This is a genomic window from Brachybacterium saurashtrense (genome assembly GCF_003355475.1).
Taxonomy (GTDB): domain Bacteria; phylum Actinomycetota; class Actinomycetes; order Actinomycetales; family Dermabacteraceae; genus Brachybacterium; species Brachybacterium saurashtrense.
Map to the genome: position 1 here is coordinate 2,650,031 of NZ_CP031356.1, position 25,523 is coordinate 2,675,553.

22 protein-coding genes and 1 pseudogene are annotated in these 25,523 nt (G+C 73.2%); 8 read left to right on the forward strand and 15 right to left on the reverse strand.

Annotation, left to right across the window (positions count from 1 at the left end):
• Window positions 1-143: 143 nt before the first annotated feature.
• A complete protein-coding gene (locus tag DWV08_RS11980) occupies window positions 144-644 on the forward strand; it encodes a DUF4188 domain-containing protein (RefSeq protein ID WP_115414006.1) in 501 nt (166 codons plus the stop codon).
• A gap of 70 nt (window positions 645-714) precedes the next feature.
• Here the strand turns inward: DWV08_RS11980 and DWV08_RS11985 are convergent, their stop codons facing one another.
• The 5 genes from DWV08_RS11985 to DWV08_RS12005 form a co-directional block, all read right to left on the reverse strand.
• The gene (locus DWV08_RS11985; RefSeq protein ID WP_115414007.1) at window positions 715-1,878 is read right to left on the reverse strand and encodes an FAD-dependent oxidoreductase; all 1,164 of its coding nucleotides are present in this window, start codon (window positions 1,876-1,878) and stop codon (window positions 715-717) included.
• A 42-nt stretch (window positions 1,879-1,920) separates the two neighbouring features.
• Window positions 1,921-3,990 (reverse strand): ABC transporter ATP-binding protein, encoded by a 2,070-nt coding sequence (locus DWV08_RS11990; protein ID WP_115414008.1) that lies wholly within the window; start codon window positions 3,988-3,990, stop codon window positions 1,921-1,923.
• Window positions 3,987-5,750 carry an ABC transporter ATP-binding protein gene (locus DWV08_RS11995; RefSeq protein ID WP_115414009.1) on the reverse strand — a complete coding sequence of 588 codons (1,764 nt, stop codon included), beginning with the start codon at window positions 5,748-5,750 and terminating at the stop codon, window positions 3,987-3,989. Before DWV08_RS11995 ends, DWV08_RS11990 begins: the two co-directional genes overlap by 4 nt.
• A 278-nt stretch (window positions 5,751-6,028) precedes the next feature.
• Complete coding sequence (locus DWV08_RS12000) at window positions 6,029-6,739, reverse strand: potassium channel family protein (RefSeq protein ID WP_206516712.1); 711 nt, start codon at window positions 6,737-6,739, stop codon at window positions 6,029-6,031.
• A complete protein-coding gene (locus DWV08_RS12005) occupies window positions 6,732-8,102 on the reverse strand; it encodes a TrkH family potassium uptake protein (protein ID WP_115414011.1) in 1,371 nt (456 codons plus the stop codon). The genes DWV08_RS12000 and DWV08_RS12005 overlap by 8 nt, the downstream gene beginning before the upstream one ends.
• 103 nt (window positions 8,103-8,205) lie before the next feature.
• On the opposite strand from DWV08_RS12005, the gene DWV08_RS12010 reads away from it, so the two are divergent.
• Window positions 8,206-9,024: a Rossmann-fold NAD(P)-binding domain-containing protein gene (locus tag DWV08_RS12010; RefSeq protein ID WP_115414012.1), complete on the forward strand. Its 819-nt coding sequence runs from the start codon at window positions 8,206-8,208 to the stop codon at window positions 9,022-9,024.
• On the opposite strand, the gene DWV08_RS12015 is transcribed toward DWV08_RS12010, so the two are convergent.
• Window positions 9,014-9,712, reverse strand: a complete 699-nt coding sequence (locus DWV08_RS12015; protein WP_115414013.1) for an LrgB family protein — start codon at window positions 9,710-9,712, stop codon at window positions 9,014-9,016. The genes DWV08_RS12010 and DWV08_RS12015 overlap by 11 nt on opposite strands.
• Window positions 9,709-10,215, reverse strand: coding sequence for a CidA/LrgA family protein (locus DWV08_RS12020; protein WP_115414014.1), 507 nt, complete (start codon window positions 10,213-10,215; stop codon window positions 9,709-9,711). The genes DWV08_RS12015 and DWV08_RS12020 overlap by 4 nt, the downstream gene beginning before the upstream one ends.
• Window positions 10,216-10,483: 268 nt before the next feature.
• On the opposite strand from DWV08_RS12020, the gene DWV08_RS12025 reads away from it, so the two are divergent.
• A complete protein-coding gene (locus tag DWV08_RS12025) occupies window positions 10,484-10,987 on the forward strand; it encodes a GNAT family N-acetyltransferase (protein WP_115414015.1) in 504 nt (167 codons plus the stop codon).
• Between the two features lie 80 nt (window positions 10,988-11,067).
• Here DWV08_RS12025 and DWV08_RS12030 read toward each other — a convergent pair whose 3' ends face one another.
• The 3 genes from DWV08_RS12030 to DWV08_RS12040 form a co-directional block, all read right to left on the reverse strand.
• Window positions 11,068-11,631: a pyridoxine/pyridoxamine 5'-phosphate oxidase gene (locus DWV08_RS12030; protein WP_115414016.1), complete on the reverse strand. Its 564-nt coding sequence runs from the start codon at window positions 11,629-11,631 to the stop codon at window positions 11,068-11,070.
• A 182-nt stretch (window positions 11,632-11,813) separates the two neighbouring features.
• Window positions 11,814-13,400: an AbgT family transporter gene (locus DWV08_RS12035; RefSeq protein ID WP_115414017.1), complete on the reverse strand. Its 1,587-nt coding sequence runs from the start codon at window positions 13,398-13,400 to the stop codon at window positions 11,814-11,816.
• A 65-nt stretch (window positions 13,401-13,465) separates the two neighbouring features.
• A complete protein-coding gene (locus DWV08_RS12040; protein ID WP_115414018.1) occupies window positions 13,466-14,836 on the reverse strand; it encodes a M20 family metallopeptidase in 1,371 nt (456 codons plus the stop codon).
• A gap of 322 nt (window positions 14,837-15,158) precedes the next feature.
• On the opposite strand from DWV08_RS12040, the gene DWV08_RS12045 reads away from it, so the two are divergent.
• Together DWV08_RS12045 and DWV08_RS12050 are read left to right on the forward strand one after the other, a co-directional pair.
• Complete coding sequence (locus tag DWV08_RS12045; RefSeq protein ID WP_115414019.1) at window positions 15,159-16,799, forward strand: sodium-dependent transporter; 1,641 nt, start codon at window positions 15,159-15,161, stop codon at window positions 16,797-16,799.
• 87 nt (window positions 16,800-16,886) lie between these two features.
• Complete coding sequence (locus tag DWV08_RS12050) at window positions 16,887-16,997, forward strand: methionine/alanine import family NSS transporter small subunit (protein WP_115414020.1); 111 nt, start codon at window positions 16,887-16,889, stop codon at window positions 16,995-16,997.
• A 45-nt stretch (window positions 16,998-17,042) separates the two neighbouring features.
• Here the strand turns inward: DWV08_RS12050 and DWV08_RS12055 are convergent, their stop codons facing one another.
• Window positions 17,043-17,399: an ArsR/SmtB family transcription factor gene (locus tag DWV08_RS12055; protein ID WP_115414021.1), complete on the reverse strand. Its 357-nt coding sequence runs from the start codon at window positions 17,397-17,399 to the stop codon at window positions 17,043-17,045.
• An 81-nt stretch (window positions 17,400-17,480) separates the two neighbouring features.
• Here DWV08_RS12055 and arsB point away from each other — a divergent pair, with 81 nt between their 5' ends.
• The 3 genes and pseudogenes from arsB (at window position 17,481) to DWV08_RS12070 (ending at window position 19,694) form a co-directional block, all read left to right on the forward strand.
• Window positions 17,481-18,632 (forward strand): ACR3 family arsenite efflux transporter, encoded by a 1,152-nt coding sequence (gene arsB, locus DWV08_RS12060; RefSeq protein WP_115414022.1) that lies wholly within the window; start codon window positions 17,481-17,483, stop codon window positions 18,630-18,632.
• A 93-nt stretch (window positions 18,633-18,725) separates the two neighbouring features.
• Window positions 18,726-19,106: pseudogene (locus DWV08_RS17125) on the forward strand (arsenate-mycothiol transferase ArsC); the annotation flags it as partial.
• A gap of 198 nt (window positions 19,107-19,304) precedes the next feature.
• Window positions 19,305-19,694, forward strand: coding sequence for an arsenate reductase ArsC (locus DWV08_RS12070; protein WP_115415014.1), 390 nt, complete (start codon window positions 19,305-19,307; stop codon window positions 19,692-19,694).
• A gap of 96 nt (window positions 19,695-19,790) precedes the next feature.
• On the opposite strand, the gene DWV08_RS12075 is transcribed toward DWV08_RS12070, so the two are convergent.
• From DWV08_RS12075 to DWV08_RS12090, 4 genes are all read right to left on the reverse strand, one after another.
• Window positions 19,791-20,615 (reverse strand): energy-coupling factor transporter transmembrane component T family protein, encoded by an 825-nt coding sequence (locus DWV08_RS12075; protein WP_115414023.1) that lies wholly within the window; start codon window positions 20,613-20,615, stop codon window positions 19,791-19,793.
• The gene (locus DWV08_RS12080) at window positions 20,615-22,582 is read right to left on the reverse strand and encodes an ABC transporter ATP-binding protein (RefSeq protein ID WP_115414024.1); all 1,968 of its coding nucleotides are present in this window, start codon (window positions 22,580-22,582) and stop codon (window positions 20,615-20,617) included. Before DWV08_RS12080 ends, DWV08_RS12075 begins: the two co-directional genes overlap by 1 nt.
• Before the next feature lie 33 nt (window positions 22,583-22,615).
• Window positions 22,616-23,551, reverse strand: coding sequence for a DUF8171 family membrane protein (locus DWV08_RS12085; RefSeq protein ID WP_115414025.1), 936 nt, complete (start codon window positions 23,549-23,551; stop codon window positions 22,616-22,618).
• Window positions 23,552-23,678: 127 nt separating this feature from the next.
• Window positions 23,679-25,463, reverse strand: coding sequence for an HAD family hydrolase (locus DWV08_RS12090; RefSeq protein ID WP_115414026.1), 1,785 nt, complete (start codon window positions 25,461-25,463; stop codon window positions 23,679-23,681).
• Window positions 25,464-25,523: the final 60 nt, after the last annotated feature.

A 25,523-nucleotide genomic window follows, 5' to 3' on the forward strand; every position in this document is an offset into this window, starting at 1 on the left:
CGTTCCAGGTCCCGACCCCGGCCCTGTTCCGATCGTCCATCGGCGACCGCACGGTCGCCTGCCCGAGCACGATAGCCCTTGACCTCCGCACCTCCGCGCCCCACTATTAGAAAGTACCACTTTCCAGTTGAGTCGAGGATCCCATGCACCGCGCCGCCTACCTCACCCACGCCCCCGTCGACGAGCTCGTGGTGTTCCACATCGGCATGACCGTGCACCAGCCCTGGCGGCCCGATCTGTGGATGCCGGTCGCGGCCGCGATGCCGCGGATGCTCCGTGAGCTGTACCGCTCCAAGGCCGCCCACGCGCGCGGCCAGGCCGACGACCTGGGCTTCCTCAGCGCGCACACGCTCATGGGCGGCACCGGGCCCTGGGTGGTGCAGTACTGGAAGAGCACCGCGCACCTCTACACGTACGCCCGGATGACCTCCGGCGAGCACCTGCCCGCCTGGCGGGCGTTCAACGTCGCGGCCCGGAAGCACCCCGGCGCCGTGGGCATCTGGCACGAGACCTACGCCGTCCCTGCCGAGAACATCGAGACGATCTACGGCAACGGCGCGGAGCTGGGGCTGGCCAAGGCCGTCGGCTCGCAGCCGCTCACCGCCCGCGGCCGCACCGCACGGGAGCGCCTCGGCACGCGCTGAGGCGCTCCTCAGGGTGCTCGGCACGCACTGAGGTCCGCTCAGGGGCGCTCGACACCCGCTGGGGCGCCGCTCAGGGGGCGACGAGGCTCCGCGTGGCCAGTCGGCTCACGCCGGGCAGCGCGATCGCACGGCGGAGGATCTGCTGCACCGCCAGCTGGGCACGGCTGGAGGGGGTGAAGAACGACGCGCTGCGCCGGCCGGAGCGCTGCACCTTCTCCGCCGTCGGCCGGAAACGGCGCTCGTACTCGGCCAGGCCCGCCTCGACGTGCGGTCCCGTGGCGCGCAGGCTGCGGGCCAGCGCCTCCGCCCCGGCGAAGGCCATGGAGGTGCCCTGGCCCGCCAGCAGGGACGGGGCGTGGGCGGCGTCCCCGGCCAGCACCACCCGGCCGCGGCTCCAGCGCGGCGCGATCGCCTGCGCGACGAGATCGTCGTAGAAGCTCTCCGGGGCCAGGGCGAGCGCGCGGTCCACCTGGGGATGCAGCCCGGCGAAGTCCCGCTGCAGGCGCTGGCGGTCCGGCACCGGGCGCTGAGTGTCCGCGGGGTCCACGCGCTCGGCGAACATCGCCCCGACGCGTCCGTCTCCGGCCGCATACGCCCAGCCCACCCGGCCGACGGTATCGGTCATGAGCATCCGCTCCCCGAGCTCCGCGGCCAGCTCCGGGTCCTGGTAGAGGTAGCTCGCCACCCGGTAGCCCATCGGCACGATCCCTCCGTGCCCGGGCGAGACCCGCTCCCGCACGAGCGAGCGCACGCCGTCGCAGGCCACGACGAGGTCGGACTCGACCCGCGTCCCGTCGGCGAGCTCGACCAGAGCGCGGCGCGGGCCGCCCGCGCCCTCGAGCCCGGCATCGCGCACGGCGACCGCACGGGCGCCGTAGCGCAGGTCCACGGAGCCCGGCAGCACGGACAGGAGGCCGAGCTCCACCTCGGGGCGCAGGATGGAGAAGTAGCGTCCGCCCGCGGCGGCGACGAGGGGGCCGACGTCGATCCGCCCGGACTCCGCCCCGTCGGGCGTCCCGTAGCGCACTCCCTCGAAGACATGCCCGCGCGAGCGCAGCTCCTCGATCACCCCCATCCGCTCGGCGGCGAGGAAGCCGGGACCGAAGAAGTCGATCATGTACCCGCCGCCGCGCGGGCCCGGGGAGGCCTCGAGCACGGTGACGTCGTGATCGGGGGCGAGTTCGTGGGCGAGAGCGAGACCGGCGATGCCGCCGCCGATGATGGTGACCTCCATGTCCTCGACGCTACGCCCGCACCGCGCGGCGGGCCACCCCGTTCACGGGGCGGGGTCCTCGGCGACGGCGGCGATCTCCCCGGTCACGACCGCGATCTCGCCGGTGACGCTCAGCGAGCCCGCCAGCACCGCCTCGTCCTCGTCGGGATCCACCCCTGCCGCGAACTGGGACCAGTACAGCCGGTGGTAGGCGCCGCCCGCCTCGAGCAGCTGCTCGTGCGAGCCCTGCTCGACGATGTCGCCGTGCTCCATCACGAGGATGACGTCGGCGTCGCGGATGGTGGAGAGCCGGTGCGCGATCACGAAGGAGGTGCGGTCGCTGCGCAGCGCCGCCATCGCCTCCTGCACCAGCACCTCGGTGCGGGTGTCCACGGAGGAGGTGGCCTCGTCGAGGATCAGCAGCGCCGGGTCCGCGAGGAAGGCGCGGGCGATCGTGATCAGCTGCCGCTCACCGGTGGAGACGTTCGCGCCCTCGTCCTCGATGACGGTGTCGTAGCCGTCGGGGAGGGTGTGCACGAAGCGGTCCACGAAGGTCGCGGTCGCGGCGGCGACCACCTCCTCGTCGGTCGCGTCCAGCCGGCCGTAGCGGATGTTCTCCCGGATCGTGCCGCCGAACAGCACCGCGTCCTGCAGCACCATGCCCACGCGCGAGCGGACCGCGCCGCGGTCCAGCGCGCGGATGTCCACGCCGTCGAGCCGGATCTGCCCGGCGTCGATCTCGTAGAACCGCATGATCAGGTTGACCAGGGTGGTCTTTCCGGCACCGGTGGGGCCGACGATCGCGATGGTCTGACCGGGCTCCGCGATCAGCGACAGGTCGCGGATCAGGGGCTTCTCGGGGGTGTAGGAGAAGGCGACGTGGTCGAACTCGATCCGGCCGCGGGTGGGGCCGGTCAGCTCCCGACGCGCGATGCGCTCCCCATGCCCGGCCCCGTCGAGTGCGGCACCGGCGGTGATCTCGCCGTCGGCCTGCTGCTCCTCGGCGTCCAGCAGCTCGAAGATCCGCTCGGCCGAGGCGACGCCGGAGATGAGCATGTTCGCCATCCCCGCCACCTCCCCGAGCGGCGCGTTGAACTCACGGGAGTACTGGATGAACGCGGTGACCTGGCCCAGCGTCATCTGCCCGGCCGCGATCCGCAGACCGCCCACGACGGCGATGCCGACGTAGCCGAGGTAGGTCACCCACTGCATGATCGGCATGATCATGCCGGAGTAGAACTGGGCCTTGAACGAGGCCTCCCACAGCTCCTCGTTGCGCTCGTCGAACTGCTCGCGCATCGCGTCCTGGCGGTCGAAGACCGTCACCAGGTCGTGGCCGGTGAAGGATTCCTCGACGTGGCCGTTGAGCCGCCCCGTGTGCCGCCACTGGGCGGTGAACAGCTTCTGGGACCTCGCGCCGATGATGCCGATGACCACGCCGGAGACGGGCAGTGCCACCAGCGCGATCAGTGCCAGCTGCCAGGACAGCCAGAACATCATGATCGTGATGCCCACGATGGTCAGCACCGCGTAGACCAGCGAGGCGAAGGCCTGCTGCAGCGCGGTCTGGACGTTGTCGACGTCGTTGGTGGTGCGGGAGAGCAGGTCGCCGCGCTGGCGGGTGTCGAAGTAGCTCAGCGGCAGGCGGTTGACCTTCGCCTCGATCCGCTCGCGCAGGGCGTAGACGATGGTCATCACGACGTCGTTCAGCAGGCGGCCCTGCAGCCAGTCGAACAGGGAGGCGACCACGTACATCCCCAGCACGATCAGCAGCAGGCGACCCAGTGCGGCGAAGTCCACGCCGTCGCCGAGGAAGCCGTCGAAGATGACGTCCATGGCGTCGCCGAGGATCGTGGGCGCCCACACGGTGAGCACGGTCGAGACGATGCCGAAGGCGAGCACCACCGCCAGTCCGAGCTCGTGACCGCGGAAGGTGCCCGCGAGCCGGAGGGCGGAGGGCCAGAACGCCTTCGCCTTCCGCGGCGCGGCCTCGCCCCACTCGTTGCTCATGGAGTCCTGCATCTCGAGGATCTCGGTCTCGGTGAGCTCCGCGGTGGCGTCGTCGGACCGCGCGGAGGAGGCCGTTCGCCGGGCTCCGGCGGCGTCCGTGCGGGAGGTCTTCCTGGCGCTCATGCCCTCTCCTCCACGGTGATCTGGGAGTCGACGATCTCCCGGTAGGTCTCGGAGCTCGCCAGCAGCTCCTGGTGGGTGCCGTGGCCGACGATCCGGCCCTCCTCGAGCACCAGGATCTGATCCGCGGAGGTGATGGTGGAGATCCGCTGGGCGACGATGATCGTGGTGGCGCCGCGGGTGCGGCGGGCCAGGCCCTCGCTCACCTCCGCGTCGGTGGTGACGTCCAGCGCGGAGAAGGAGTCGTCGAAGACGTACACGCGCGGCGCGGCGACCAGGGTGCGGGCGATGCACAGCCGCTGACGCTGGCCGCCGGAGACGGTCGTGCCGCCCTGGGACACGGTGGAGTCCAGGCCCGTCGCGAGGGTCTCGCCCTCGCCGGTGGTGCGCTCGCGCACGAAGCCGTCGCCCCGGGCGACCTCGAGCGCCTCCCACAGCCGCGTCTCGTCGGCCGAGGGGTCGCCGAAGCGGAGGTTGTGCGCGATGGTGCCGGAGAAGAGGTAGGGCTTCTGCGGCACCAGGCCGACGGTCGCCGCGATGTCCGCGCGGGCCAGGTCCGTGACCGGCACGCCGTCCAGCAGCACCTGGCCGCTCGTCGCGTCGTGCAGGCGCGGGATCAGGCTGACCAGGGTGGTCTTGCCGGAGCCGGTCGCGCCGATGATCGCGGTGGTGCGGCCGGCCTCCGCGGTGAAGGAGAGGCCGTCGAGCACCGGGGCCTCCGCGCCCGGGTAGGCGAAGGTGACGTCGCGGAACTCGACCGACGCGCCGCCGTCGGCCGCCGGCAGCGGGACCGGCTGTGCGGGCTCGTGGAGGGTCGGGGCGGTCTCGAGCACCTCGCCGATGCGGCGGGCGGAGATGACCGCGCGCGGGAGCATCATGACCATGAAGGTGCCCATCATGACGGCCATCAGGATCTGCAGCAGGTACTGCATGAAGGCGGTCAGGGCGCCCACCTGGACCAGTCCGTCGTCCACGCGGTGGCCGCCGAACCAGAGCACGGCGGCGGTGGCGAGGTGCAGGACGATGGTGATGGCGGGCCCCATCAGCACGAACAGGCGCCCGATCCGCACCGAGGTGTCGGTGAGGGTGGCGTTGGCGTCCCGGAACCGGGCGGTCTCGTGCTCCTCCCGGACGAAGGCGCGCACCACCCGGATGCCCATGATCTGCTCGCGCATCACGCCGTTGATCGCATCGATGTTGTCCTGCATCCGCTGGAACAGCGGCATCAGCCGCGCCACCAGGAATCCGACGATCACCAGCAGCACGGGCACGGACACCCACACCAGCCAGGACAGCCCCGGATCCTCCTGCACCGCCATGATGATCCCGCCGATGGACATGATCGGCACCATGACCATGAAGTTCAGCGTCATCAGCACCAGCATCTGCACCTGCTGGACGTCGTTGGTGCCGCGGGTGATGAGGGTGGGGGCGCCGTAGCGGCCCATCTCCTCGGTGGAGAAGCGGTCCACGCGCGTGTAGACGGAGCGGCGGATGTCGCGCCCCACCCCCATCGCGACCCGCGCACCGCACCACACCGCGGCGATCGCGGTGATGACCTGCACCATCGCCACGACCAGCATGAGCCCGCCCACGCGCCAGATGTAGTCGGTGTCGCCCGTGGCGACGCCGTTGTCGATGATGTCGGCGTTGAGGCTGGGCAGGTAGAGGGTCGCGAGCACGGTCGCGAGCTGGAGGACGGCCACGGCGACCACGTGCGGCAGGTAGGGCCGCAGATGGCGCCGGACGAGGGTCCAGAGCATGGGTTCTCCCGGGACGGACTGGAGCGGCCCGGCCGACGGGGACCGGCGGCCGGGGGTCTGGTCGGAGCGTAGGGCGGCCCCAGGGCAGAACTTGTCCTCGAACAGACCCGCGAGCGACGCTCTGCGGGCGCGGCCGGACGCGTCCGAAGGCCATGGTGGCGCGGGGACCCGCCGCGGCGCACCCGACTTTCGGTCACCGTCGGCGGGATCCCCGGCCCGTCGAGGGGAGAGGAGAGGGCGGCGGGGGTCCCGGAGGTGCCCGGGGAGCCCGCCCCGTCTCAGGACGCGGAGCGGCTGAAACGCTCCGCCTGCCGCACCGGCCCGGTGACCAGGAGGACATCGCCCTCCCGCAGCACCGTGTCCTGGGTGGCGGGCTGCCAGGCACCGCTGCGGTGCTTCACGGAGGTGACGGTGACCCCGTAGCGGCGACGGATCCCGCTGTCCCCGAGCCGGGTTCCCGCGAGCTCGGGGCTCAGCGCCGTCTTGACCATCGCGAAGTCCGCGTCGATCTCGATGAAGTCCTGCATCGTGCCCCTCACGAGGTGGGCGACACGTCGGCCCATGTCCTTCTCCGGGGAGACCACCCGGGAGACGCCGAGCTGCTCGAGGATCAGCCCGTGCGCGTCGCTGACGGCCTTCGCCCAGATCGTCGGGACCGCGAAGCGCCGCAGCAGCGAGGCGACCAGGATGCTGGACTCGATGTCGCTGCCGATCGCGATCACCACCCGCCCGAACTCGGGGACGGCCAGCTGTCGCAGCACCTGCTCGTCGGTCGCGTCGGCGCGGACGACGTGGGTGAGCCGCCCGTCGAGGGACTGGACCACGTCCTCGCGGGCGTCGATCCCGAGCACCTCGACGCCGTCGTCCATCAGCTCGAGGGCGAGGGACTGGCCGAAGCGGCCCAGGCCGATCACCGCCACCGCCTCGTCGGCCGGTGCGGCGTGGCGGCGACGGAACAGTCCGTGCCGGAGGAATCTGCGCTCAGCCAATGATCGGCCTTTCCTTGGGGAGGTCGTACAGGACGGTGCGTCGTCGCAGGGCGAGCCCGGTGGCGACCGTGATCGGGCCCAGGCGGCCGATGGCCATCAGCGCCACCAGGATCAGCTGTGCGGAGGCGGGCAGCGCGGCCGTGATCCCGGTGGACAGTCCCACCGTGGCGAAGGCCGAGATCACCTCGAACAGCGTCGCGTCGAGCGAGAAGCCGGCCAGCAGCATCAGCGCGATGGTGGACGCCACGATCAGCCCCACCGACATCACGATGACGGTGATCGCCTGGCGGTGCACGGCCCGGGAGAGCCGCTTGCCGAAGACGGTCACGGCGCCGGCTCCCCGCAGCTCGCCCAGCATCAGGAAGAACAGCACGGCGACGGTGGTGACCTTGATGCCGCCGGCGGTCCCCGCGGGCCCGCCGCCGATCACCATCAGCATGTCGATGATCACCCAGGTCGCGGGATCCATCGCCCCGGTGTCCACGGTGTTGAAGCCCGCGGTGCGGGTCTGGGCGCTCATCGCGAAGCCGTTGAGGATCCGCGCCGGGACGGGCATGGGGCCGAGGGTGCCGGGATTGTTCCACTCCAGCGCCGTGATGCACAGAGTGCCGAGCACCAGCAGGAGCGGGGTCGCGGCGACCACGATGCGGGTGTTCATCGACCACAGGCGCACCACCCGCAGGTGCTTCCGCAGCTCCATCAGCACTGGGAACCCGAGCCCTCCCAGAACGGTCGCGCCGCTCGTGGTCAGCAGCACCACCGGGTCGTCCCAGAAGGACATGAGGCTGTCGCTGAACAGCGCGAAGCCGGCGTTGTTGAAGGAGGAGACGGCGTGGAAGACCCCCAGCCAGAGCGCACGACCCCACGTCTCCTGGTGGGCGAGCGCGAACCGGAGCGTGAGCACCACCGCCGCGATCGCCTCGATCATCAGGGAGATCCGGAGCACGCCGAGCACCACCGAGCGCAGGTCCTGGAGCCCCACGGCCTTCGTCTCCACGGCCGCGGTGAGCTTGGAGCGCAGGGAGAGCCGACGGACCACGGCGATGCCCACCACGGAGGCGAAGGTCATCACCCCCAGCCCGCCCAGCTGGATCAGCGCCAGGATCACGGCCTGCCCGAAGGCGGACCAGAACACCGGGGTGTCCACCACGATCAGGCCCGTCACGCTGAGCGAGGAGACCGCCGTGAACAGCGCCTCCACCACCGTCGGCCCCCGCTCGCCCGCGGACGCCTCCGGGAGCAGCAGCAGGAGGGTTCCGAGCACGGCGCTGCCGGCGAATGCGAGGAAGACCGTCCGGGCGGGACGGGGGCGCCGGTCGACGGCGCGCGGAGGGAGCAGGCCCTGAGGTGGCACGCGCGGCATCGTACGCCTGGCCGGGGGTGCGCGCACCGGTGTGCGCGCCGCCGGGTGGATCCGCAGGGCGCCGAGCGGGGACACTGGGGCCCTCACGACGGGGAGGAAGGCCATGACGACGAGGACTCTGCTGGTGGGATGCGGGCGCGTGGGCCTGCGGGTGGGCGAGCTGCTGCGGGCCGACGGCGGGGCGCCCCCGGCTGAGGTGCTCGGGCTGCGCCGCGACCCGTCCTCCCTGCCCGAGGGATTCGTGCCGATCGCGGCGGACCTCAGCGCGCCCCTGCCCTCCCCGCTGCCCGCCGTCGACGCGATGGTGATCACGCTGGCTCCGTCGGTCGCCGCGAGCTATCGGGAGCCCCTCGCGCACCTCGCGGCCGCGCTGCCCGGCATCCCCTCGTGCACCGTGTTCGTCTCCTCCACCCGGGTGCTCGAGGGGTACGACGCCTCGCGCCCGCTCACCGAGGCGGATCCCGCGCGGCCCCGCTCCGACCGCGCCCGGGTGCTGCTGGAGGGCGAGGAGCGGGCGCGCGAGCTGTTCGGGGCGGTGGTGCTGCGCCCCGCCGGGATCTACGGCCCGGGCCGTGACCGTCTGCTCAGGACGGTGCTCGAGGGACGGCCCGTGGAGCACGAGCGTCACACCAACCGGATCCACGAGGCCGATCTCGCCCGGGCGATCGTCGCCCTGCTGTCGATGCCCGACCCGCCCGCGCTGCTGCATGCCTCCGACGGCGCGCCGGCCCGGCTCGGGGAGATCGTCGCGCATCTCGCCGCTCGGCTCGACGTGCCGGTGCCGCCCCGTGCCGCGCCGGACCCCGCCGCGGGCACGGTGCTCGACGCCACGGCCCTGCACCGCCTGCTGGGGACGCTGGAGGTGCCCGATTTCCGGGCGGGCTACGACGCGATGCTCCGGGAGCGTCCGCTCAGCCGGTGACCAGGTGCGCGACCACCGGCAGCGTCACCGTCATCACCAGGGCGTTCAGCACCATCGCCGCGCTCGACCAGCCGCCGGCGACCGTGGACTCCCCCAGCACGCGGGAGGTGCCGATCCCGTGCGAGGTGAGGCCGATCGCGAAGCCGCGCGCCCGCTCGTCCCGCACCCGGGCGAGGGTGAGCAGCGCGGGCCCGATCACGGCGCCGAGGGTGCCGGAGACGAGCGTGAGCACCACCGCGAGCGGCACCGAGGCCTGCAGCGTCTCCGCGATCGTGAGGCCGACGGGCGAGGTGACCGAGCGGGGCAGGGCGGCGCGCAGCGTCGCCTCGTCGGCCCCGAGGGCGACCATCGCGCCGACGGTCACGCCGATGCTCACCACCCCACCGGCCGCCAGCGCCGCGATCACGGCCGGGGCCGTGGCGAGCAGCGCCTTCCCGTTGCGCAGCAGCGGCAGGGCGAGGGCGACCGTCGCGGGGCCCAGCAGCAGCGTGAGCAGCGTGACCTGCTCGAGGTAGAGGGCGTAGGGCATCCCGGTGAGCTGCAGGACCGCCGCGATCACCACCACCGAGACCAGCACCGGGGAGAGCAGACCCGGCCGGCCCAGCCGGTGGTACAGCCCGTAGGACGCCAGGTACACGCTCAGGGTGAGCGCGAGGCCGAACGCCGGCAGCTCGTACAGCACGCTCATGCGGGCGCCCCCTCGCCCGCCGGGCCCCGCCGGTCGCCCGGCGCGCCACCATCCGGAGGCCCTGCCCCGTCGGCCGGGCCCGACCCGCGTGCCGGGCCCGTCCCGCGTGCCGGGCCCGCCGTGCCCCGCCGATCCTGCCTGCGCAGCAGCGCCTGCAGCAGCGTCCCGGAGACCAGCAGGGCGAGCACGAAGGAACCGCCCACGGCGAGCGCGAGCGGCAGCGCGTTCTCGGCGAGGGTGCGCAGCTCGAGCACGATCCCCACTCCGGGCGGGACGAACAGCAGCTGCAGGTGCGCCAGCAGCGGGGTCGCCGCGGGCTCGGCCGCCCGCACCACGGCGCGGGTGGGCCGCAGCACCCCGAGCAGCACGATCAGCAGCAGCCCCAGCACCACCCCGGGCACCGGCAGTCCCAGCAGCTCCGAGAGAGCGAGCCCGACCATCTGGGCGAGCAGGAGGATCACGAGCCCGAGCAGCACCGGGGGCAGGAGCGCGGCACGGGACATGCTCACATGGTGCCACCGGAACGATCGGCGCCGGGGTGCGGTCCGGGCCTGCGGCCGGTCGTGCGGCCGGTCGTGCGGCCGGTCGTGCGGCCGGGCCGCCTCGGCGAACTGCCGGATTCCGAACCAGATCGGCGCCCGAGATGGTTCCGAATCCGGCAGTTGAGGGCAGCGCCCCTGGGACCAGGTGACCTGTGGGCCGCGCCGTGCGCGGGCGGGCCGGCTGGGGCGCGCCGTGCACGGGTGGGCCCGCGCTCGCCATACTGGCCCCATGCCCCTGGAGTTCCCGCTGCGCAGCGCGCGCCTCGACCTGCGCCCCGTCGAGGAGGCGGACCTGGACGCCCTGCTGCAGGTCTACGGGGATCCCGAGGTGATGCGGCACGTCGGCGAGGGCCGCCCCGTGGACCGAGCCGGGGCGGCGGCGATGATCGCCGCCTACCGCGCCCATCAGCACGAGCACGGGTACGCGTTCTGGGCCGTGATCGAGCGCGGCACCGGGGAGCTGATCGGCGATGCGGGCCTCGAGCGGACCGAGCACGGCGTCGAGCTCGGGTACACCCTGGCACGCTCCCGCTGGGGTCGGGGCCTGGCGACCGAGGCGGGGCGGCTGTGCGTCGAGGCGGCCGACGGCCCGCTCTCCCTGCCGCACCTGGTCGCCCTCGCCGACCTCGCGAATCCGGCGTCGGCGCGCGTCCTCGCGCACCTCGGCTTCGTCGCCGACGACGTGGTCGAGGCCTACGGACGCCCGCACCGGCACTTCACCCGGGCGCGCTGAGACGGGGGCAGCAGTCGCCGGCCGGCCCGTGTCCGTCAGGACGCGGGGCCCGTCGAGGCGCGGACGGTGTGCCGGGACGTTCAGCCCGCCGGGGTGGTGACCCGTCCGCGGTCCCAGGTGCCGTCCGCCGCGCGCCGGTACCCGAGGCGCACGTGCCGGCGATCCATTCGCGACTGCGTGAACTCGTACCAGGAGGGCTGCAGGGCGTAGACCTGCCAGTCCGGGTTCGGGGACCCGTCGAAGGTGGGGCGGGTGGCCCAGTCCGCCTGAGAGGTCTCCTCGTCCAGGGCGACGACCGCGCCGCCCACCTGCACCTGTCGCCCGCTCTCGCGCCAGAAGAACGTCATCGACGCGCGGGGATCGGCGGCGAGCTGCTGCCCCTTGCGGGAGCTGCGGTGGGTGGAGACGTGCAGCCCGCGCTCGTCGAGGTCCTTGAGGATGAGGGTGCGGCCGACGGGCCCACCGTCCTCCCCCAGGGTCTGGAAGGTCATGGCGTGCGGCTGGCGGGCACCGGCCGCGATCGCCTCCTCGAGCCAGGCCAGCAGCAGCGCGGCCGGATCCTGCGGCGCGGTGTCCGGGTCGAGATCAGGCATGTCCTCGGGGAACGACGGCAGGGCGCGGAGACGGGAGGCGAGATCGCTCATGCCCCCATCCTGACGCGTCCCGGGCCCCGCCGTCGACACGGGGGTGCCGGCGACAGGGCGGCCCGGGGAGTGCCCGCAGGCGGTCGGAGAGGCTTCGGAGAATTGCCGAGTTTCGAGCCAGATCGGCGCCCGAGATGGCTCAGAATCCAACACTTCCGGGCAGCCCGGGGAGTGCCCGGGGCTCAGCCCAGGAAGATCCCGTTGCCCGGGCCCAGCGGCAGGTCCGCGAAGAAGAACACGGCCAGGATCAGCGTCCACACCAGCCAGAACGGCACCACGAAGGGCAGCATGCGGGCCATCAGGGTGCCGAAGCCGGCGCCCGGCTCGTACTTCCGCACCATGCCCAGCAGCACGATCATGTACGGGTTCATCGGGGTGATCACCTGGGTGGCGGAGTCGCCCACGCGGAAGGCGGCCTGCGTGAAGGCGGGCTCGTAGCCGATCAGCGCGAACATCGGCACGAACACGGCGCCCATGATCGCCCACATGCCGGAGCCGGAGATGATGAACAGGTTCAGGCAGCTGGCCAGCAGGATGAATCCGAGCACGGCCGCGAAGCCGTCGAGCCCCGAGGCCTCGAGCGCGGAGGCGCCGGTGACGGCGATCCAGGTGCCGATGCCGGACCAGTTGAACAGGGCGATGAAGTTGCCCAGGATGAAGGCGAGCACCACGAAGGGCAGCATCTCCTTGATCGCGTCGGACATCATGCGCACCGCGTCGCGGGAGCTGCGGATCGTGCCCACCACGGCGCCGTAGGCGATGCCCACCACGGCGAAGTACGCCACCACGATGAACACGATCGAGCTCAGCAGCGGCGAGCGGGGCAGGAAGCCGCCCTCCTCGTTGCGCCAGGGCGATTCGGGCATCAGGAACGCCACCAGGAACACGGCGGTGAGCAGCACGGCACCGAGCACGGCGACCAGCAGGCCCTTGTTCTCCGCGGGGGTGAGCTCGGCGCGCATCTGCTCGGCGTCGTCCGCCGTCGCCTCGTCCTCGCCCTCGGCGGCGATCTCGTCACGGCTCACGCCCATGCGCACCATGCGCGGCTCGACCAGCCTGTCGATGATGAAGCCGGCCACGAAGCCCAGGATCAGCGAGGCCACGATGTTGAAGAACCAGTTCGAGACCGGGTTCACGGCGGTGAACTCGTAGCCGGGCAGCGCCCCCATCACCGAGGTGGTGATGCCGGCGAACAGGGCGTCGAGCGAGGTGGGGAAGATGTTCGTGGAGTACCCGGCGCCGGCGGCCGCGAAGCCGCCCAGCAGGCCGGCCATGGGGTGACGGCCGGCGGCCTTGAACACCAGCGCCGCCAACGGCGGCACCACCACGAAGGCGCTGTCGGCCATGATCGAGGAGATCACGCCCACGAAGCCCACCACGTAGGGCAGCGCCCACGCCGGCGAGGAGCCGAACAGCTTGCGGATCGCGGCGCCCAGCAGGCCGGAGTGCTGGGCGATGCCGATCGCGAGCAGGATCGGCATCACCGTGACCAGGGGCGGGAAGCCGATGTAGTTCGCACCGAGGTTGGTGGTGAGCCAGGTGAGGCCCTCCCCGGTGAACAGGCCCTTGATGACGGTGGGCTCCTCCGCACCGGGCACGGAGACGGTGATGCCCGCCCAGGCCATGCCCGTGGAGACCACGCCGGTGAGGGCGAACAGGATGAGGAACAGCATGAACGGCTCGGGCAGCTTGTTGCCCGCCCGTTCCACCCAGTTCAGGGCGCGGTCCGTGAGGCCGGTCGGGGCCGGCGCGGTCTCTGCCGAGGGCATGGGGACTCCAGAGGGGGTCTCGTCGACGACGGTGTCGCCGTGGGGACGGGGATCGGGGGGAGGGATCAGTCGAAGAAGCCGGGCACGTCGATCGCGCCGCCGGCGGCCTCGAACTCCGCGGTGACGGCGGCGGCGAGCGCCGGGTCGTGGAGGGTGTCGAGCACGGTCGCGGCGAGGCCGTAGGCCCCGTCGGCCGCGGCGGCGCGGGCGTCCTCGGAGACGGCCCAGGTCGCGAACTCGCGCGTGTGCAGCGCGACCTCGGAGGGCGCGATGCGGATCACCGGGTGGATGCCGGGCAGGCGGTAGCTGACGTTGCCGAAGTCGGTGGAGGCGGCGAGGGAGGGCGAGACCACGCCGTGGGGCAGCGGGTCGCGACCGCGGCGCCGCTGCGCCTGCACCCAGCGCCCGGTGAGCGCCTCGTTGGTGCGCACCGGCAGGGACGGCGGGTGCTCGTCCCAGCGCACGGTGACGCCCACGCCGGCCATCAGCGCGGCGCCGCGGGCGGCGTCCTCCACCCGCTCCGAGAGGTCCCGCAGGGTCTCGGGCCGCTGGGAGCGCACGTAGAGGTCCAGCCGCGCGTGGTCGGGGATCACGCTGGCGCGCTCGCCGCCCTCGCGGATCACCGCGTGGATCCTGTCCGTGGGCGGGGTCTGCTGGCGCATCAGCCCGATGCCCTGGTAGAGCAGGCTCGCCGCGTCCAGGGCGTTGCGGCCCATGTAGGGCTGGGCGGAGGCGTGGGCGGTGTGGCCGTGGTACTCCACGGTGAGGGTGCGGCGCCCCAGCCAGGTCTGGTCGGCGAGGTCGTAGCCGTAGGGGTGCGCCATCACCGCGAGGTCCAGGCCCTCGAACGCGCCCTCGCGGGCCATGTACTCCTTGCCGGTGTGGCCCTCCTCGGCGGGGGTGCCCAGGAGCACCACCCGTCCGGGCACGGCCGACGGATCCTCCGCGGCGAGCGCGGCCAGGGACAGGAACGCGCCCAGCCCCATCACGGCGATGACGTTGTGGCCGCAGCCGTGCCCCACCCCGGGCAGGGCGTCGTACTCGGCGAGGATCGCGCAGGTGGGCGCGTCGGCCCGGTGGCCGCCCGCCCCGCGGATCTCGGCACGGATCGCGGTGTCGAGGCCGTGCACCCCGAGCGTCGCCTCGATGCCGTGCGCGGCCAGCACGTCCACGATGGCGCGCGCGGAGCGATGCTCCTCGAAGGCCACCTCGGGGTGCGCGGCGAGGTCGAGCATCAGCTCCACCATCTCTCCCGCATCGGCGGCGACCGCCTGCTCGAGCCGGTCGTGGAGGGCGGCCGCGGCACCGGTGAAGTCCGAGCCGGGATGGGCGGCGGTGCGCATCGCCGCCTCCCGCTCCTCGTCGAGCTGGCGCAGGTAGGCGGTAGACACCTCGGAATGCTCGGCGCCGTCGCGCGCCATCGAGTGCTGGGGCATGCACGACACGGTAGGGCACCGCCTCCCGGCATCACGACGACGTTGCCGAGGTTTTCCCGAGGCATGACGCAGTGCACGCGACGCCGCCCGCGACCTGCACCGTCCCCCGCCTCCGCCAGCACTCCTCCACCCCTGCCGCCGCCTCCGCGAGACCACATGGCGCTACGCCGCCCCACGTCAGGGGCAGGGGCGATACGATGCCCCCCACCACGCCGCGGCGACTCCCAAGCTCCGTCGCCGCCCGCAGCTGGCGCCCCGTCCCCCGGGTCGCCGTCGGCCCTTCCCCGCGCCGCCCCTGCGGCGCTGTCCCCCGGAGGCTCCCATGAGCGCACCATCCCCCTCCCCCACCACCTCCGCCCCGAGAGCGGATCGCGGCGCCTTCGCGGGGCGCACCGCGTTCATCTTCGCGGCCATCGGCTCCGCCGTGGGCCTGGGCAACATCTGGCGCTTCCCCGCGGTCGCCTACGAGAACGGCGGCGGCGCGTTCATCCTGCCGTACCTGGTGGCGCTGCTGACCGCCGGCATCCCGCTGCTGTTCCTGGACTACGCGATCGGGCACCGCTGGCGCGGCTCCGCGCCCGCCGCCTGGCGCCGCTTCCGCCGCTGGACCGAGTTCATCGGCTGGTGGCAGGTGCTGATCTGCGTGATCATCGCGATCTACTACGCCCTCATCCTCGCCTGGGCCACGAACTACACGATCTTCTCCTTCACCAAGAGCTGGGGCGAGGATCCGGGCGCCTTCTTCGGCGAGTACACCCAGGCGATCGGCGGGGCGGATGCCACCCTCACCATGGACATCGTGCCCACGGTGATGCTGTCGATGGTGCTGGTGTGGCTCGCGGTGGTGGTGGTGATGGCCCTCGGCGTGCACAAGGGCATCGCCCGCAGCGCCGTGGTGTTCATCCCGCTGCTGATCCTCATGTTCGTGATCCTGGTGATCACCGCGCTCACGCTGCCCGGCGCGACCGTGGGCCTGGACGCGTTCTTCCGGCCCAACTGGGAGGCGCTGACGCATCCGGGGGTGTGGGTCGCCGCGTACGGGCAGATCTTCTTCTCCCTCTCGGTGGCGTTCGGCATCATGCTCACCTACTCCTCCTACCTGAAGAAGAAGACGGACCTCACCGGCTCCGGCCTGGTGGTGGGCTTCGCGAACTCGAGCTTCGAGATCCTGTGCGGCATCGGCGTGTTCTCGGCGCTGGGCTTCATGGCGCAGGCGCAGGGCGTCGCGGTGGACGAGGTGGTCGCCGCCGGTGTGGGGCTGGCCTTCATCGCCTTCCCCGCGATCATCAACGAGGCCCCGGCCGGCGCGCTGATCGGCGTGCTGTTCTTCGGCTCGCTGGTGCTGGCGGGCTTCACCTCGCTGGTCTCGATCGTCGAGGTGATCATCGCGGCATTCCAGGACAAGTTCGGCCTCTCGCGCCTGCCGGCGACGCTCGGCGTGTGCCTGCCGCTGGCGATCGTCTCGGTGGTGCTGTTCTCCACCACCTCCGGGCTGCCGCTGCTGGACGTGCTGGACAAGTGGGTCAACGAGTACGGCATCGTCGCCGCCGCGCTGGTCTCCTGCATCGTGGTGGTCTACCTGGTGCGCGGCATGCCCACCCTGCGCGATCACCTCAACTTCCGCGGCACCTTCCCGGTGGGCCGGATCTGGCTGCTCTCGGTCGCGGTGGTCGCCCCGGTGGTGCTCGGCGTCTCGCTGATCCTCAGCACCTACGAGCGCTTCACCGCGGGGGCCACCTATGAGGGCTACCCCGGCTGGTTCGTGCTGGTGTTCGGCTGGCTGATGGCGATCGCGCTGGTGGTCGTCGGCGTGGTGCTGTCGCTGTTGCCGTGGCCCGCCACCTCGAACCTCCACAAGAACGATTCCGACGGGGACGAGATCGCCCCCGAGGTGGTCAGCGGCCAGGGCCTGACCCCGGACCCGTCGGCCACCACCCCGCACGCGCTGCGCTCCTCACGGTGAGCACGGGCCGGGGGCGAGGCTCGCCGCCCGCCCCCGGCCCGTGCTCCCCGCGTCCGCTCGACCCCGTTCCTCTCCTCAGGAGTGATCATGTCCGTCTCCGCGATCATCATGATGTGCGTCGCCATCGCGACCGTCTGGGGCGGCCTCGTCGCCGCCATCGTCAACGCCGTCCGTCACCCCGAGCCCGACGACGACTGAGCCTCTGGCGCCGCGAGCAGGCCGCACCCCGAGGCCTCCCGGTGCTCAGCCGAGGTCCAGAACGCGGCGGATCTCCGCGAAGGCCTCCGCGATCACGGTGAAGCGGGCGTAGCGGCCCTGCTGCTCGCGGGTGAGCAGCCCGGACTCCACCAGCTTCTTCAGGTGGTGGCTCACGGTGGGCTGGCCGATGCCGAGCGCCTCGGCGAGGTCCGAGGCGCCCACGGAGGTGCAGCCCTGCGCGGCCACGTGGGAGAGCACCTGCAGGCGCATCGGATCGGCGAGCGCCTTGAGCATGGCGGCGAGCCGCTGGGCATCGCGCGGACCGATCGGCCCCTCCCCCAGGGCGCAGCAGGCCGGCTCGACGCCGCCCAGCGGCCGGATCGTGGAGGGAGGCGTGGTCATAGCCACCCACGATACATTGACACTCATCGATAGACACCCCTACGATGCATATCGACACTCATCGATATGAAGGGATGTGGCATGCCCGCCCCCTCCGCGCCGGCCGACGCCCCGGCCCCCGCCGCCCCGCGCTCCCCCGCCGTCATGCAGGACATGTCGTTCCTGGACCGCTGGCTGCCGGCCTGGATCCTCGCCGCGATGGCCGCAGGGCTGCTGCTGGGCCGCTTCGTGCCCTCCCTCGGCGAGGCCCTCGGCGCGCTGGAGATCGGCGGGATGTCCGTCCCGATCGCGCTGGGCCTGCTGGTGATGATGTACCCGGTGCTGGCCAAGGTGCGCCATGACGAGACGGCCCGGATCACCGGCGACCGCCGCCTGCTGGTCACCTCCCTGGTGCTGAACTGGCTGGTGGGCCCGGCGCTGATGTTCGCGCTGGCCTGGGCGCTGCTGCCGGACCTGCCCGAGTTCCGCACCGGTCTGATCATCGTGGGCCTGGCCCGCTGCATCGCGATGGTGCTGATCTGGAACGATCTCGCCTGCGGCGACCGGGAGGCGGCGGCGGTGCTGGTGGCGCTGAACTCGGTGTTCCAGGTGCTCGCCTTCGGCGCGCTGGGCTGGTTCTACCTGCAGGTGCTGCCGGGCTGGCTGGGCCTGCCCACCACGGCGGCGGAGTTCTCCGTGGGCGCGATCGTGCTCAGCGTGCTGGTGTTCCTGGGAATCCCGCTGCTGGCCGGGTTCCTCACCCGCGTGCTCGGCGAGCGCGCGAGGGGCCGCGCCTGGTACGAGGAGCGCTTCCTGCCGCGGATCGGCCCGTGGGCGCTGTACGGGCTGCTGTTCACGATCGTGCTGCTGTTCGCCCTGCAGGGGGACGCGATCCTCTCCGCACCCGGCCAGGTGGCCCGGATGGCGCTGCCGCTGCTGGCCTACTTCGTGCTCATGTTCGCGATCGGCCTGCTGGTCTCGCGCGGGGCGGGCCTGGACTACGCCCGCTCCACCACGGTGGCGTTCACCGCCTCCGGCAACAACTTCGAGCTCGCGATCGCGGTGGCGATCGGCACCTTCGGCGTCACCTCCGGGCAGGCCCTCGCCGGCACCGTGGGCCCCCTCATCGAGGTGCCGGTGCTGGTGGCGCTGGTGTACGTGGCCCGCTGGGCCGGTCCGCGCCTGTTCCCCGGGGATCCGAGCCTGCCCGCCCCCGCCGCCCCGGTCCCGGCCGGCGCACCGCGGAGCCGCTGACCGGCGGAGCCTCCCCGCACTCACCGGCACCCGACCAGCCCCGACCTCCACCGCCGCCCGCCCGTCGGCCGCCCCGCCCCCGAGAGGACCCTCATGACCGCCTCCCCCGCCCGCCCCTCCGTGCTGTTCGTCTGCGTGAAGAACGGCGGCAAGTCCCAGATGGCCGCGGCCCTGATGGCGCATCGCGCCGGTGACGCCGTGGAGGTGCACTCCGCCGGCACCCGTCCCGGCAGCGCGATCAATGCGCTGTCCGCGCAGGTGATCGCCGAGGTGGGGGCGGACATGTCCGCCGGCACCCCCACCGCGATCGACCCGGCGCTGCTGGCGCGGGTGGATCGCGTGGTGGTGCTGGGCTCCGAGGCCGTGGTGGAGCCGGTGCCGGGGATGCGCGGCGCCGTGGAGACCTGGGAGACCGACGAGCCCTCCGCCCGCGGCATCGAGGGCGAGGAGCGGATGCGCCTGGTGCGCGACGACATCGACCGCCGGGTCGCCGTCCTGCACGCCGAGCTCACCGGCGCCGCCGCCCCGACATCTGCCGAGGCCGCCGACGCCCACGGCCTCGCACCGGCCACGGCCTCTCCCGCCGCGCCGTCCCCCGCGCCCGCCGCCCCGGCCACCGCGCCCGCAGTCCCGGCCGCGCCCACGGCCGACGAGGAGGACCGCCCCTCCGTACTGTTCGTGTGCGTGCACAACGCGGGCCGCTCCCAGATGGCGGCCGGGTACCTCGAGCACCTCTCCCGCGGCCGGATCGAGGTGCGCTCGGCCGGCTCCGCCCCCGGTCCCGCCGTCAACCCCGCCGCGGTCGAGGCGATGGCCGAGGAGGGCATCGACATCAGCGCCCAGCGCCCCACGGTCCTCACCGCGGACGCGGTGATCGCCTCCGACGTGGTGATCACGATGGGCTGCGGGGACGCCTGCCCCTTCTACCCCGGCAAGCGGTACGAGGACTGGGTGCTCGAGGACCCGGCCGGGAAGGGCGTCGAGGCGGTGCGCCCCATCCGCGACCAGATCCGTGCCCGCATCGAGACGCTCCTCGAGGAGCTGCTGCCCGCCGGCGCGTGACGTCGGCGGTGCTCGGGGCCGGGGCCGGACGCCGGCACTCGGGCACGGGCACGGGCACGAGCACGGGCACGGGCACGGGCACGGGCACGAGCGGACTCATCCGAGCCCGGGGATCCTCCCGCCGAGGGCGAAGGCGAGCACCACGATCGCGGCCGTGGCGGCCAGCACCGCCGCGTCCAGGGCGGAGACGCGCAGGTAGGCGAGCCGCAGCGTGCGCCCGGCGGGGTTCGAGGCGCCGTAGGTGAAGCCGCGGGTCTCCAGCGCCTCCACGGTGGTGCGCACGTTCTTGGCGGTGTTGAGCATGATCGGGTAGAACGCGGTGACGGCGAGGACGCTCCACTGCCACACCACCCGCCAGCCCAGCAGGCCTCGCCGCTGCACGGGCGCGTGGCGCAGGCGCTGCCCCTCGAACACGGTCACGTACTCGTCCACCAGGATCGGCAGCATCCGGTAGCCGTAGCTGACGCCGAAGGCGAGCAGCTCCGGGGCCCGGAACCACAGCAGCGCGTCGGAGAGCTTCTCCGGGTCCAGCGAGACGAACGCCGCCATCGAGGCCATCGAGACGGCCCCCAGCTTGAGGTTGAGCTCGGCGAGCGCGAGCAGGGTGTCGAGGTTCCCGCCGAACAGGAGCGCGGCGACGAACAGGCCCACCACGTTCCCGAGCAGGCCGATGAGGAACAGGCCCAGCACCAGCGGCCCCACCCGCGCCAGCGCCACCGCCGCCACCCCGATGGCGAACAGGAGCAGCAGCACGCCGGTGTCGTGGGTGAGCCAGGGCGCGATCGCCATCACCAGGTACCAGGCCAGCACGATCCGCGGGTCCATGCGGGCGAAGAGTCCGCCGCGCGTGGAGTAGGCGGTGCGCAGCAGCTCCAGCCGGATCCAGTCCACGCTGAGCACGTCATGGGTCCTGCGCGCCATCAACGCACCTCCTGCGGGTCGAGAGCGGGTGCCGACGGGGCGAGGTGCGCGGGGGCGTCGGTCGGAGCGGTGGCGGGCGCAGAGGGGGCGGACCGGCCGGGAACGGCGGGGGCGGAGGGGGCGGGCCGCCCGCCAGCGGCGGGCAGATGCGCCCGCAGCTCGGCGGCGGTGAGCGGCAGCGGGTACAGGCCCAGCTCGAGCGCGATCCGGGCGGCCTGCGGGGGGATCAGCCGGGTGCGGGCGGTGAGCTCGGGGCGGGAGAACAGCTCGCGCGGGGTGACGTCGGCGAGCACCTGGCCCTGGTCCAGCACCAGCACGCGGCTGGCCCAGGTGGCCACCAGCTCCATGTCGTGCGTGGCCACGACGGCGCAGCGCACGGTGTCCGCGAGGGCGGCGAGCATGGCGGTGACGTCGTCGCGGGAGCGGATGTCCAGGCTGGAGGTCGGCTCGTCCAGCAGCAGCAGACTGGGCCGCATCGCCAGGCCGATGCCCAGTGTGGCGCGGCGCTGCTGCCCGCCGGAGAGCGAGCGGCCGTCCCTGTCGGCGAGGGCGGCCAGTCCCACCTCCTGGATGATCCCCTCTACGATCTCCTCGGCGTCCGGCACCTTCCGGCCGCGGGGGAACAGGGCGATGTCCTCGCGCACGGTGTCCTTGAGGAACATCTGCTGCGGGTGCTGGTAGAGGTAGGAGACGTGGTCCGCCATCCGCGCGGCGGAGCGGGAGCGGGTGTCGATGCCGTCCACCGTGACCGTCCCGGCGCGGGGCACGATCAGGCCGGTGAGCAGCTTCATCAGGGTGGTCTTGCCGGCGCCGTTGGTGCCCACCAGGGCCACCCTCTCCCCGGCCCGGAGGTCGAGGTCGAGGTCGTCGAGCACGGTGGAGAGCCCGCCGGCGACGGAGCGGTAGCCGTGGCGCACCCCGCGCAGCGAGGCGACGACGGGGGCGGGGTCGGTGCCCTCGCATGCCGGCCGGGACGCGCCCGTCGGCCCCGGCTCGTCCGTCGGCCCGGGCTCGCCTGCCGGGCGCGGATGCTCCGTCGCCCGCACGGCGACGACCGGGCGCAGCGCCTCGGCGGCGGAGGCGACGTCCAGCGCCACGGGTCGGGCGCCGGCGGCGGCGCTGAGGGCGACCGCGTCCGGGGCGGGGACGCCGTGGGCGGCGAGATCGGCGTGGCGGTCCATCGCCTCCTGGACGGGCAGGTGCCACACGGGGGCGCCGTCGGCCATCAGCACCACGGAGCGGGCGAACTCGGCGATAAACTCGGCGTGGTGCTCGATGGTCACCACGGTGATGCCCTCGCGCCGGTTGAGGTCGCGCAGGCGCTGGTAGATCTCGCGGGCGCGGGCCGGGTCGAGCTCGGCGACGGGCTCGTCGACCACGATCACCTCGGGGCGCAGGGCGAGCGCCGCGGCCAGGGCCACCAGGTGCGCCTGCCCGCCGGAGAGCTGCCACACGAAGTGGTCGCGCAGGTGGGCGATGCCCAGCTGCGCGAGCGCCTCGTCGGTGCGCTCCCGGTAGTCGGCGTGGCCGAAGTTCAGCGGGCCGAAGGCGACCTCGTCGCGCACGGTGGGCCGCACCAGCTGGTTCTGGAAGTCCTGGTAGACGTAGCCCACGCGGCTGGACAGCTCCGCGACGCTCGAGTCCCAGGTGTCGACCCCGCCCACGTGCACGGAGCCGGCGAAGTCGCCGTTCCAGTAGTGCGGGACCAGGCCGTTGAAGGTCTTGCACAGGGTGGTCTTGGCGGAGCCGTTGCCCCCGACCACCGCCACGAAGTCCCCGCGCGCGATCGTGAGATCGACGTTGCGCAGGGTGTCGCGCTCGGTGCCCGGGTAGCGGAAGGACAGGTCCTTCACCACGATCGCGGGCTCGCGGTGCGCCGTGGGCGCCGCGGCCGGGGCGGTCGCGGGTCGCGCGGGCGCGCCGGCGGCATGGCCCGAGGGCGCGGTGGTCGGGGGAACGGTGTGCATCAGGGTCTCCTGGCAGGCAGTGGGACGGGCGGGTCAGGAGCGGTCCGCGGTCTCCTTCGACCTCTGTGAGAGGCGGAACAGCACGATCGCCCCGGCCAGCACCACCGCGATCGCGAGCACGGAGACGAGGAGGAACCCGTCGCCGAAGCGGTCGAGGTAGTCCGGCTCGAAGGCCCCGGCGGAGACGTCGAAGGCCTCCAGGAAGGCGAAGCCGAAGCTCGCCACCGACAACAGCAGCGCGAAGCCCACGAAGACGCCGCTGGCCGGCGCCTGGCCGGGGATCGGCTCCCCCGGCACGCGGGGGCGCATGCCCATCAGCGGCTCGATCTTGCCGTGCAGGGCGGGGATCAGCCACAGCGCCGGGATCGCGCCCAGCAGGATGCCGCTCATCAGCACGTCCACGCCCAGGCCGATGATCTCCAGCGCCAGCATCGACTCGGGCAGGCCCTCCACGAACTCGGCGTCCTCCACGCCGATCCACACCTTGGACAGGTCCACGATCGCGGAGAGGACCTTGTCCACCAGCACCAGCGTGATCGCGCCCAGCACGATCTGCACGCGGGAGCGGGGGTTGCGCAGCAGGGAGCCGGCGATGAACACGGCGAGGAACATCTGCAGGAAGCCCTCCACCTCGGCGAGGCCGGAGAAGTCGCCCATCAGCAGATCGGTGAACACGATCTCGCCCAGCGGGGCGCCGAGCGCGGCCCAGAACGGGGAGAACAGCGCCGCGATGGTGAGCGGCACGAACACCATGTAGGAGACGGAGACGTCGACGGGGCCGAGGGAGAGATCGGGGATGATCTCGAGGATGATGTTCGACAGCCCGAACAGGGACATCGACAGCACGAAGATCATCAGCTTCTGCGAGGTGGACAGCTGCGCGCTGCGCACGCCGTCGACGACGCCGCGCAGGGTGCCGCGACGCTGATCGGTGGTGGGAGCGGGGCTCTCGGGGGTCTGGGTGGACATGGTGGGGCTCCTCAGGGGTGACAGGGCGGGTCGGCTCGGAGGGACGGGGGCGGTCGTCGGCGGGCGGGGGTGCGGGCAGGACGGGTCGGAGGCCGCGGGCGGGCGGTCGGGGCGGGGCCCCGACGGGTCAGGGGGTGGGCAGCAGCGCCGCGAGCACGTCGATGACCTGCTCGGGGGAATCGAGCACGTGGTCCGCATCGCCGGCGGAGCGCGCGGTCTCGAGCTCCGCATCGGAGTCCTTGCCGCCGCGCAGCAGGCACACGGTGCCGAGGCCTGCCGCGCGGCCGCCGTGGCCGTCGTTCAGCGCCTTGTCGCCCACGTAGACGACGTCGGCGCGGTCGGCCTCGAGGCCGGCGAGCGCGGCCTCGAAGATCTCGCCGCCGGGCTTGCGCACCCCGATCTCGTCGGAGTAGGCGGAGGGGCCGATGAGGTGGGCGACGCCGTAGCGGGCGAGGATCTCCCGCACGCCGCGGCCGGAGATCGTGTTCGAGACGATGCCGATCACGATGTCGTGCTCGTGGCACCAGCGGATCAGCTCGAGCGCGCCGGGCCGCGGAGCAGGAAGGTTCTTGTGGCGGTGCAGGGCGAGGGAGAGCTGGGTCGCCTCCAGCCGCAGCACGGGGCGCAGCGCCGCCGGCAGGTCATCGCCCACCAGCTCGCCCCACAGCACGGCCGCGTCGATCTCGCGGTGCTCCCGGCCGGCGGCGTCCCGCTCCCGCTTGCGGGCGCGGTGGCGGTCCCAGCCGGCGGCGACGGCCGCCTCGGCGGCGGCCTGGTCGACGGGGACCCCGACACGCTCCGACAGCGCCACGATCATCGCCCCCACCTCGACGAACCGCTGCGGGTTCGGGGTGGAGCGGGTGATGACCCCGCCGTGGTCCAGCAGCAGGGCGGGCCGACGGGCGGCGGCGGGCGGGGCGACGTCGGCACCCCCGCGCGGCGCCGCCTCGTCGGGGGCCGACGGGCCGGGGGCCCCGGTGGTCGCCGGGCCGGGGACCGTGGCGGTCGCCGCTCCCGGGGCCGACGCGTCGGCGGTGGTCCCGGCCGGGTGCTCGGGGGCGGCGTCGAGCGCCTCGCGCAGCGGGGCGAGCAGACCTTCGGGGCTCTCGAGCACCAGGTCGGGCGCCTCCAGCACGCGGAAGGGCGGGCTGTCGGTGCGGCGGTCGCGGGTGATCACCACGGCGCCTGCACCGGCGCGGCGCCCGGCCACCACGTCGCGGTCGAGGGTGTCGCCCACGTACCAGCACTCCGCCGCCGGCACGCCGAGCGCCTCGGCGGCCAGGTGGATCATGCCCGGATGCGGTTTGCGGATCCCCACCTCGTCGGAGTAGATCTGCACGCCGAAGGCACCGGCCAGGCCCAGGTCCTCGAGGATCCGGCGGTGGGCGCGCCCGGAGTGGGCGTTGGAGACGATGCCCAGCCGGATCCCGCGCGTGGTGGCCTCGGTGAGCAGCTCGGCGACGCCGGGGCGCAAGTGGTGATCGGCCACCAGCGGCGCCATCGCGGCGAGCAGCTCCTGCGCCTCGAGGCCCAGGCCGCGGCGCACGGCCTCCGGCAGGTCCGCCAGCAGGAAGTCCTCCACGATCTCGCGCGGGGCGAGCTCGCGCGGGGCGAGGCGGCGGCTGGCCGCGTTCTTCCACATCGACAGCGCCGCCCGCCCGGCGCGCAGCGACTCCTCCACCGCCTCGGGCGCGAGGCTCGCGCCCTGGGCCCGGGCGCGGTCCACCACGATCTCGGCGAGCTCGCGAGCCCAGCCGAGGCGGGCCGCGGTGGTGATGACCACCCCGCCGAAGTCGAGCAGCAGGGCGCGCGGGGCGGGGAGCCGGCGGGCGTCGCCCGTGAGGGCGGGGGCCGGCACGAGGTGCGGACGGGCGGCAGGGCCCGGCTGCGGGCTGCGAGGCGCAGTGGTCACGTCTCTCCGATCAGGAAGCGGTGCGGGGCGAGGTCTGGTTCCCACCTCGCACCGACCACG

What these genes read in the sequence shown, in the direction of transcription:
- DWV08_RS11980 (WP_115414006.1), top strand. Translation starts at nt 144, where the DNA reads ATGCACCGCGCCGCCTACCTCACCCACGCCCCCGTCGACGAGCTCGTG.
- DWV08_RS11985 (WP_115414007.1), bottom strand. Translation starts at nt 1,878, where the DNA reads ATGGAGGTCACCATCATCGGCGGCGGCATCGCCGGTCTCGCTCTCGCC.
- DWV08_RS11990 (WP_115414008.1), bottom strand. Translation starts at nt 3,990, where the DNA reads ATGAGCGCCAGGAAGACCTCCCGCACGGACGCCGCCGGAGCCCGGCGA.
- DWV08_RS11995 (WP_115414009.1), bottom strand. Translation starts at nt 5,750, where the DNA reads ATGCTCTGGACCCTCGTCCGGCGCCATCTGCGGCCCTACCTGCCGCAC.
- DWV08_RS12005 (WP_115414011.1), bottom strand. Translation starts at nt 8,102, where the DNA reads ATGCCGCGCGTGCCACCTCAGGGCCTGCTCCCTCCGCGCGCCGTCGAC.
- DWV08_RS12010 (WP_115414012.1), top strand. Translation starts at nt 8,206, where the DNA reads ATGACGACGAGGACTCTGCTGGTGGGATGCGGGCGCGTGGGCCTGCGG.
- DWV08_RS12015 (WP_115414013.1), bottom strand. Translation starts at nt 9,712, where the DNA reads ATGAGCGTGCTGTACGAGCTGCCGGCGTTCGGCCTCGCGCTCACCCTG.
- DWV08_RS12020 (WP_115414014.1), bottom strand. Translation starts at nt 10,215, where the DNA reads ATGTCCCGTGCCGCGCTCCTGCCCCCGGTGCTGCTCGGGCTCGTGATC.
- DWV08_RS12025 (WP_115414015.1), top strand. Translation starts at nt 10,484, where the DNA reads ATGCCCCTGGAGTTCCCGCTGCGCAGCGCGCGCCTCGACCTGCGCCCC.
- DWV08_RS12030 (WP_115414016.1), bottom strand. Translation starts at nt 11,631, where the DNA reads ATGAGCGATCTCGCCTCCCGTCTCCGCGCCCTGCCGTCGTTCCCCGAG.
- DWV08_RS12035 (WP_115414017.1), bottom strand. Translation starts at nt 13,400, where the DNA reads ATGCCCTCGGCAGAGACCGCGCCGGCCCCGACCGGCCTCACGGACCGC.
- DWV08_RS12040 (WP_115414018.1), bottom strand. Translation starts at nt 14,836, where the DNA reads ATGCCCCAGCACTCGATGGCGCGCGACGGCGCCGAGCATTCCGAGGTG.
- DWV08_RS12045 (WP_115414019.1), top strand. Translation starts at nt 15,159, where the DNA reads ATGAGCGCACCATCCCCCTCCCCCACCACCTCCGCCCCGAGAGCGGAT.
- DWV08_RS12050 (WP_115414020.1), top strand. Translation starts at nt 16,887, where the DNA reads ATGTCCGTCTCCGCGATCATCATGATGTGCGTCGCCATCGCGACCGTC.
- DWV08_RS12055 (WP_115414021.1), bottom strand. Translation starts at nt 17,399, where the DNA reads ATGACCACGCCTCCCTCCACGATCCGGCCGCTGGGCGGCGTCGAGCCG.
- arsB (WP_115414022.1), top strand. Translation starts at nt 17,481, where the DNA reads ATGCCCGCCCCCTCCGCGCCGGCCGACGCCCCGGCCCCCGCCGCCCCG.
- DWV08_RS12075 (WP_115414023.1), bottom strand. Translation starts at nt 20,615, where the DNA reads ATGGCGCGCAGGACCCATGACGTGCTCAGCGTGGACTGGATCCGGCTG.
- DWV08_RS12080 (WP_115414024.1), bottom strand. Translation starts at nt 22,582, where the DNA reads ATGCACACCGTTCCCCCGACCACCGCGCCCTCGGGCCATGCCGCCGGC.
- DWV08_RS12085 (WP_115414025.1), bottom strand. Translation starts at nt 23,551, where the DNA reads ATGTCCACCCAGACCCCCGAGAGCCCCGCTCCCACCACCGATCAGCGT.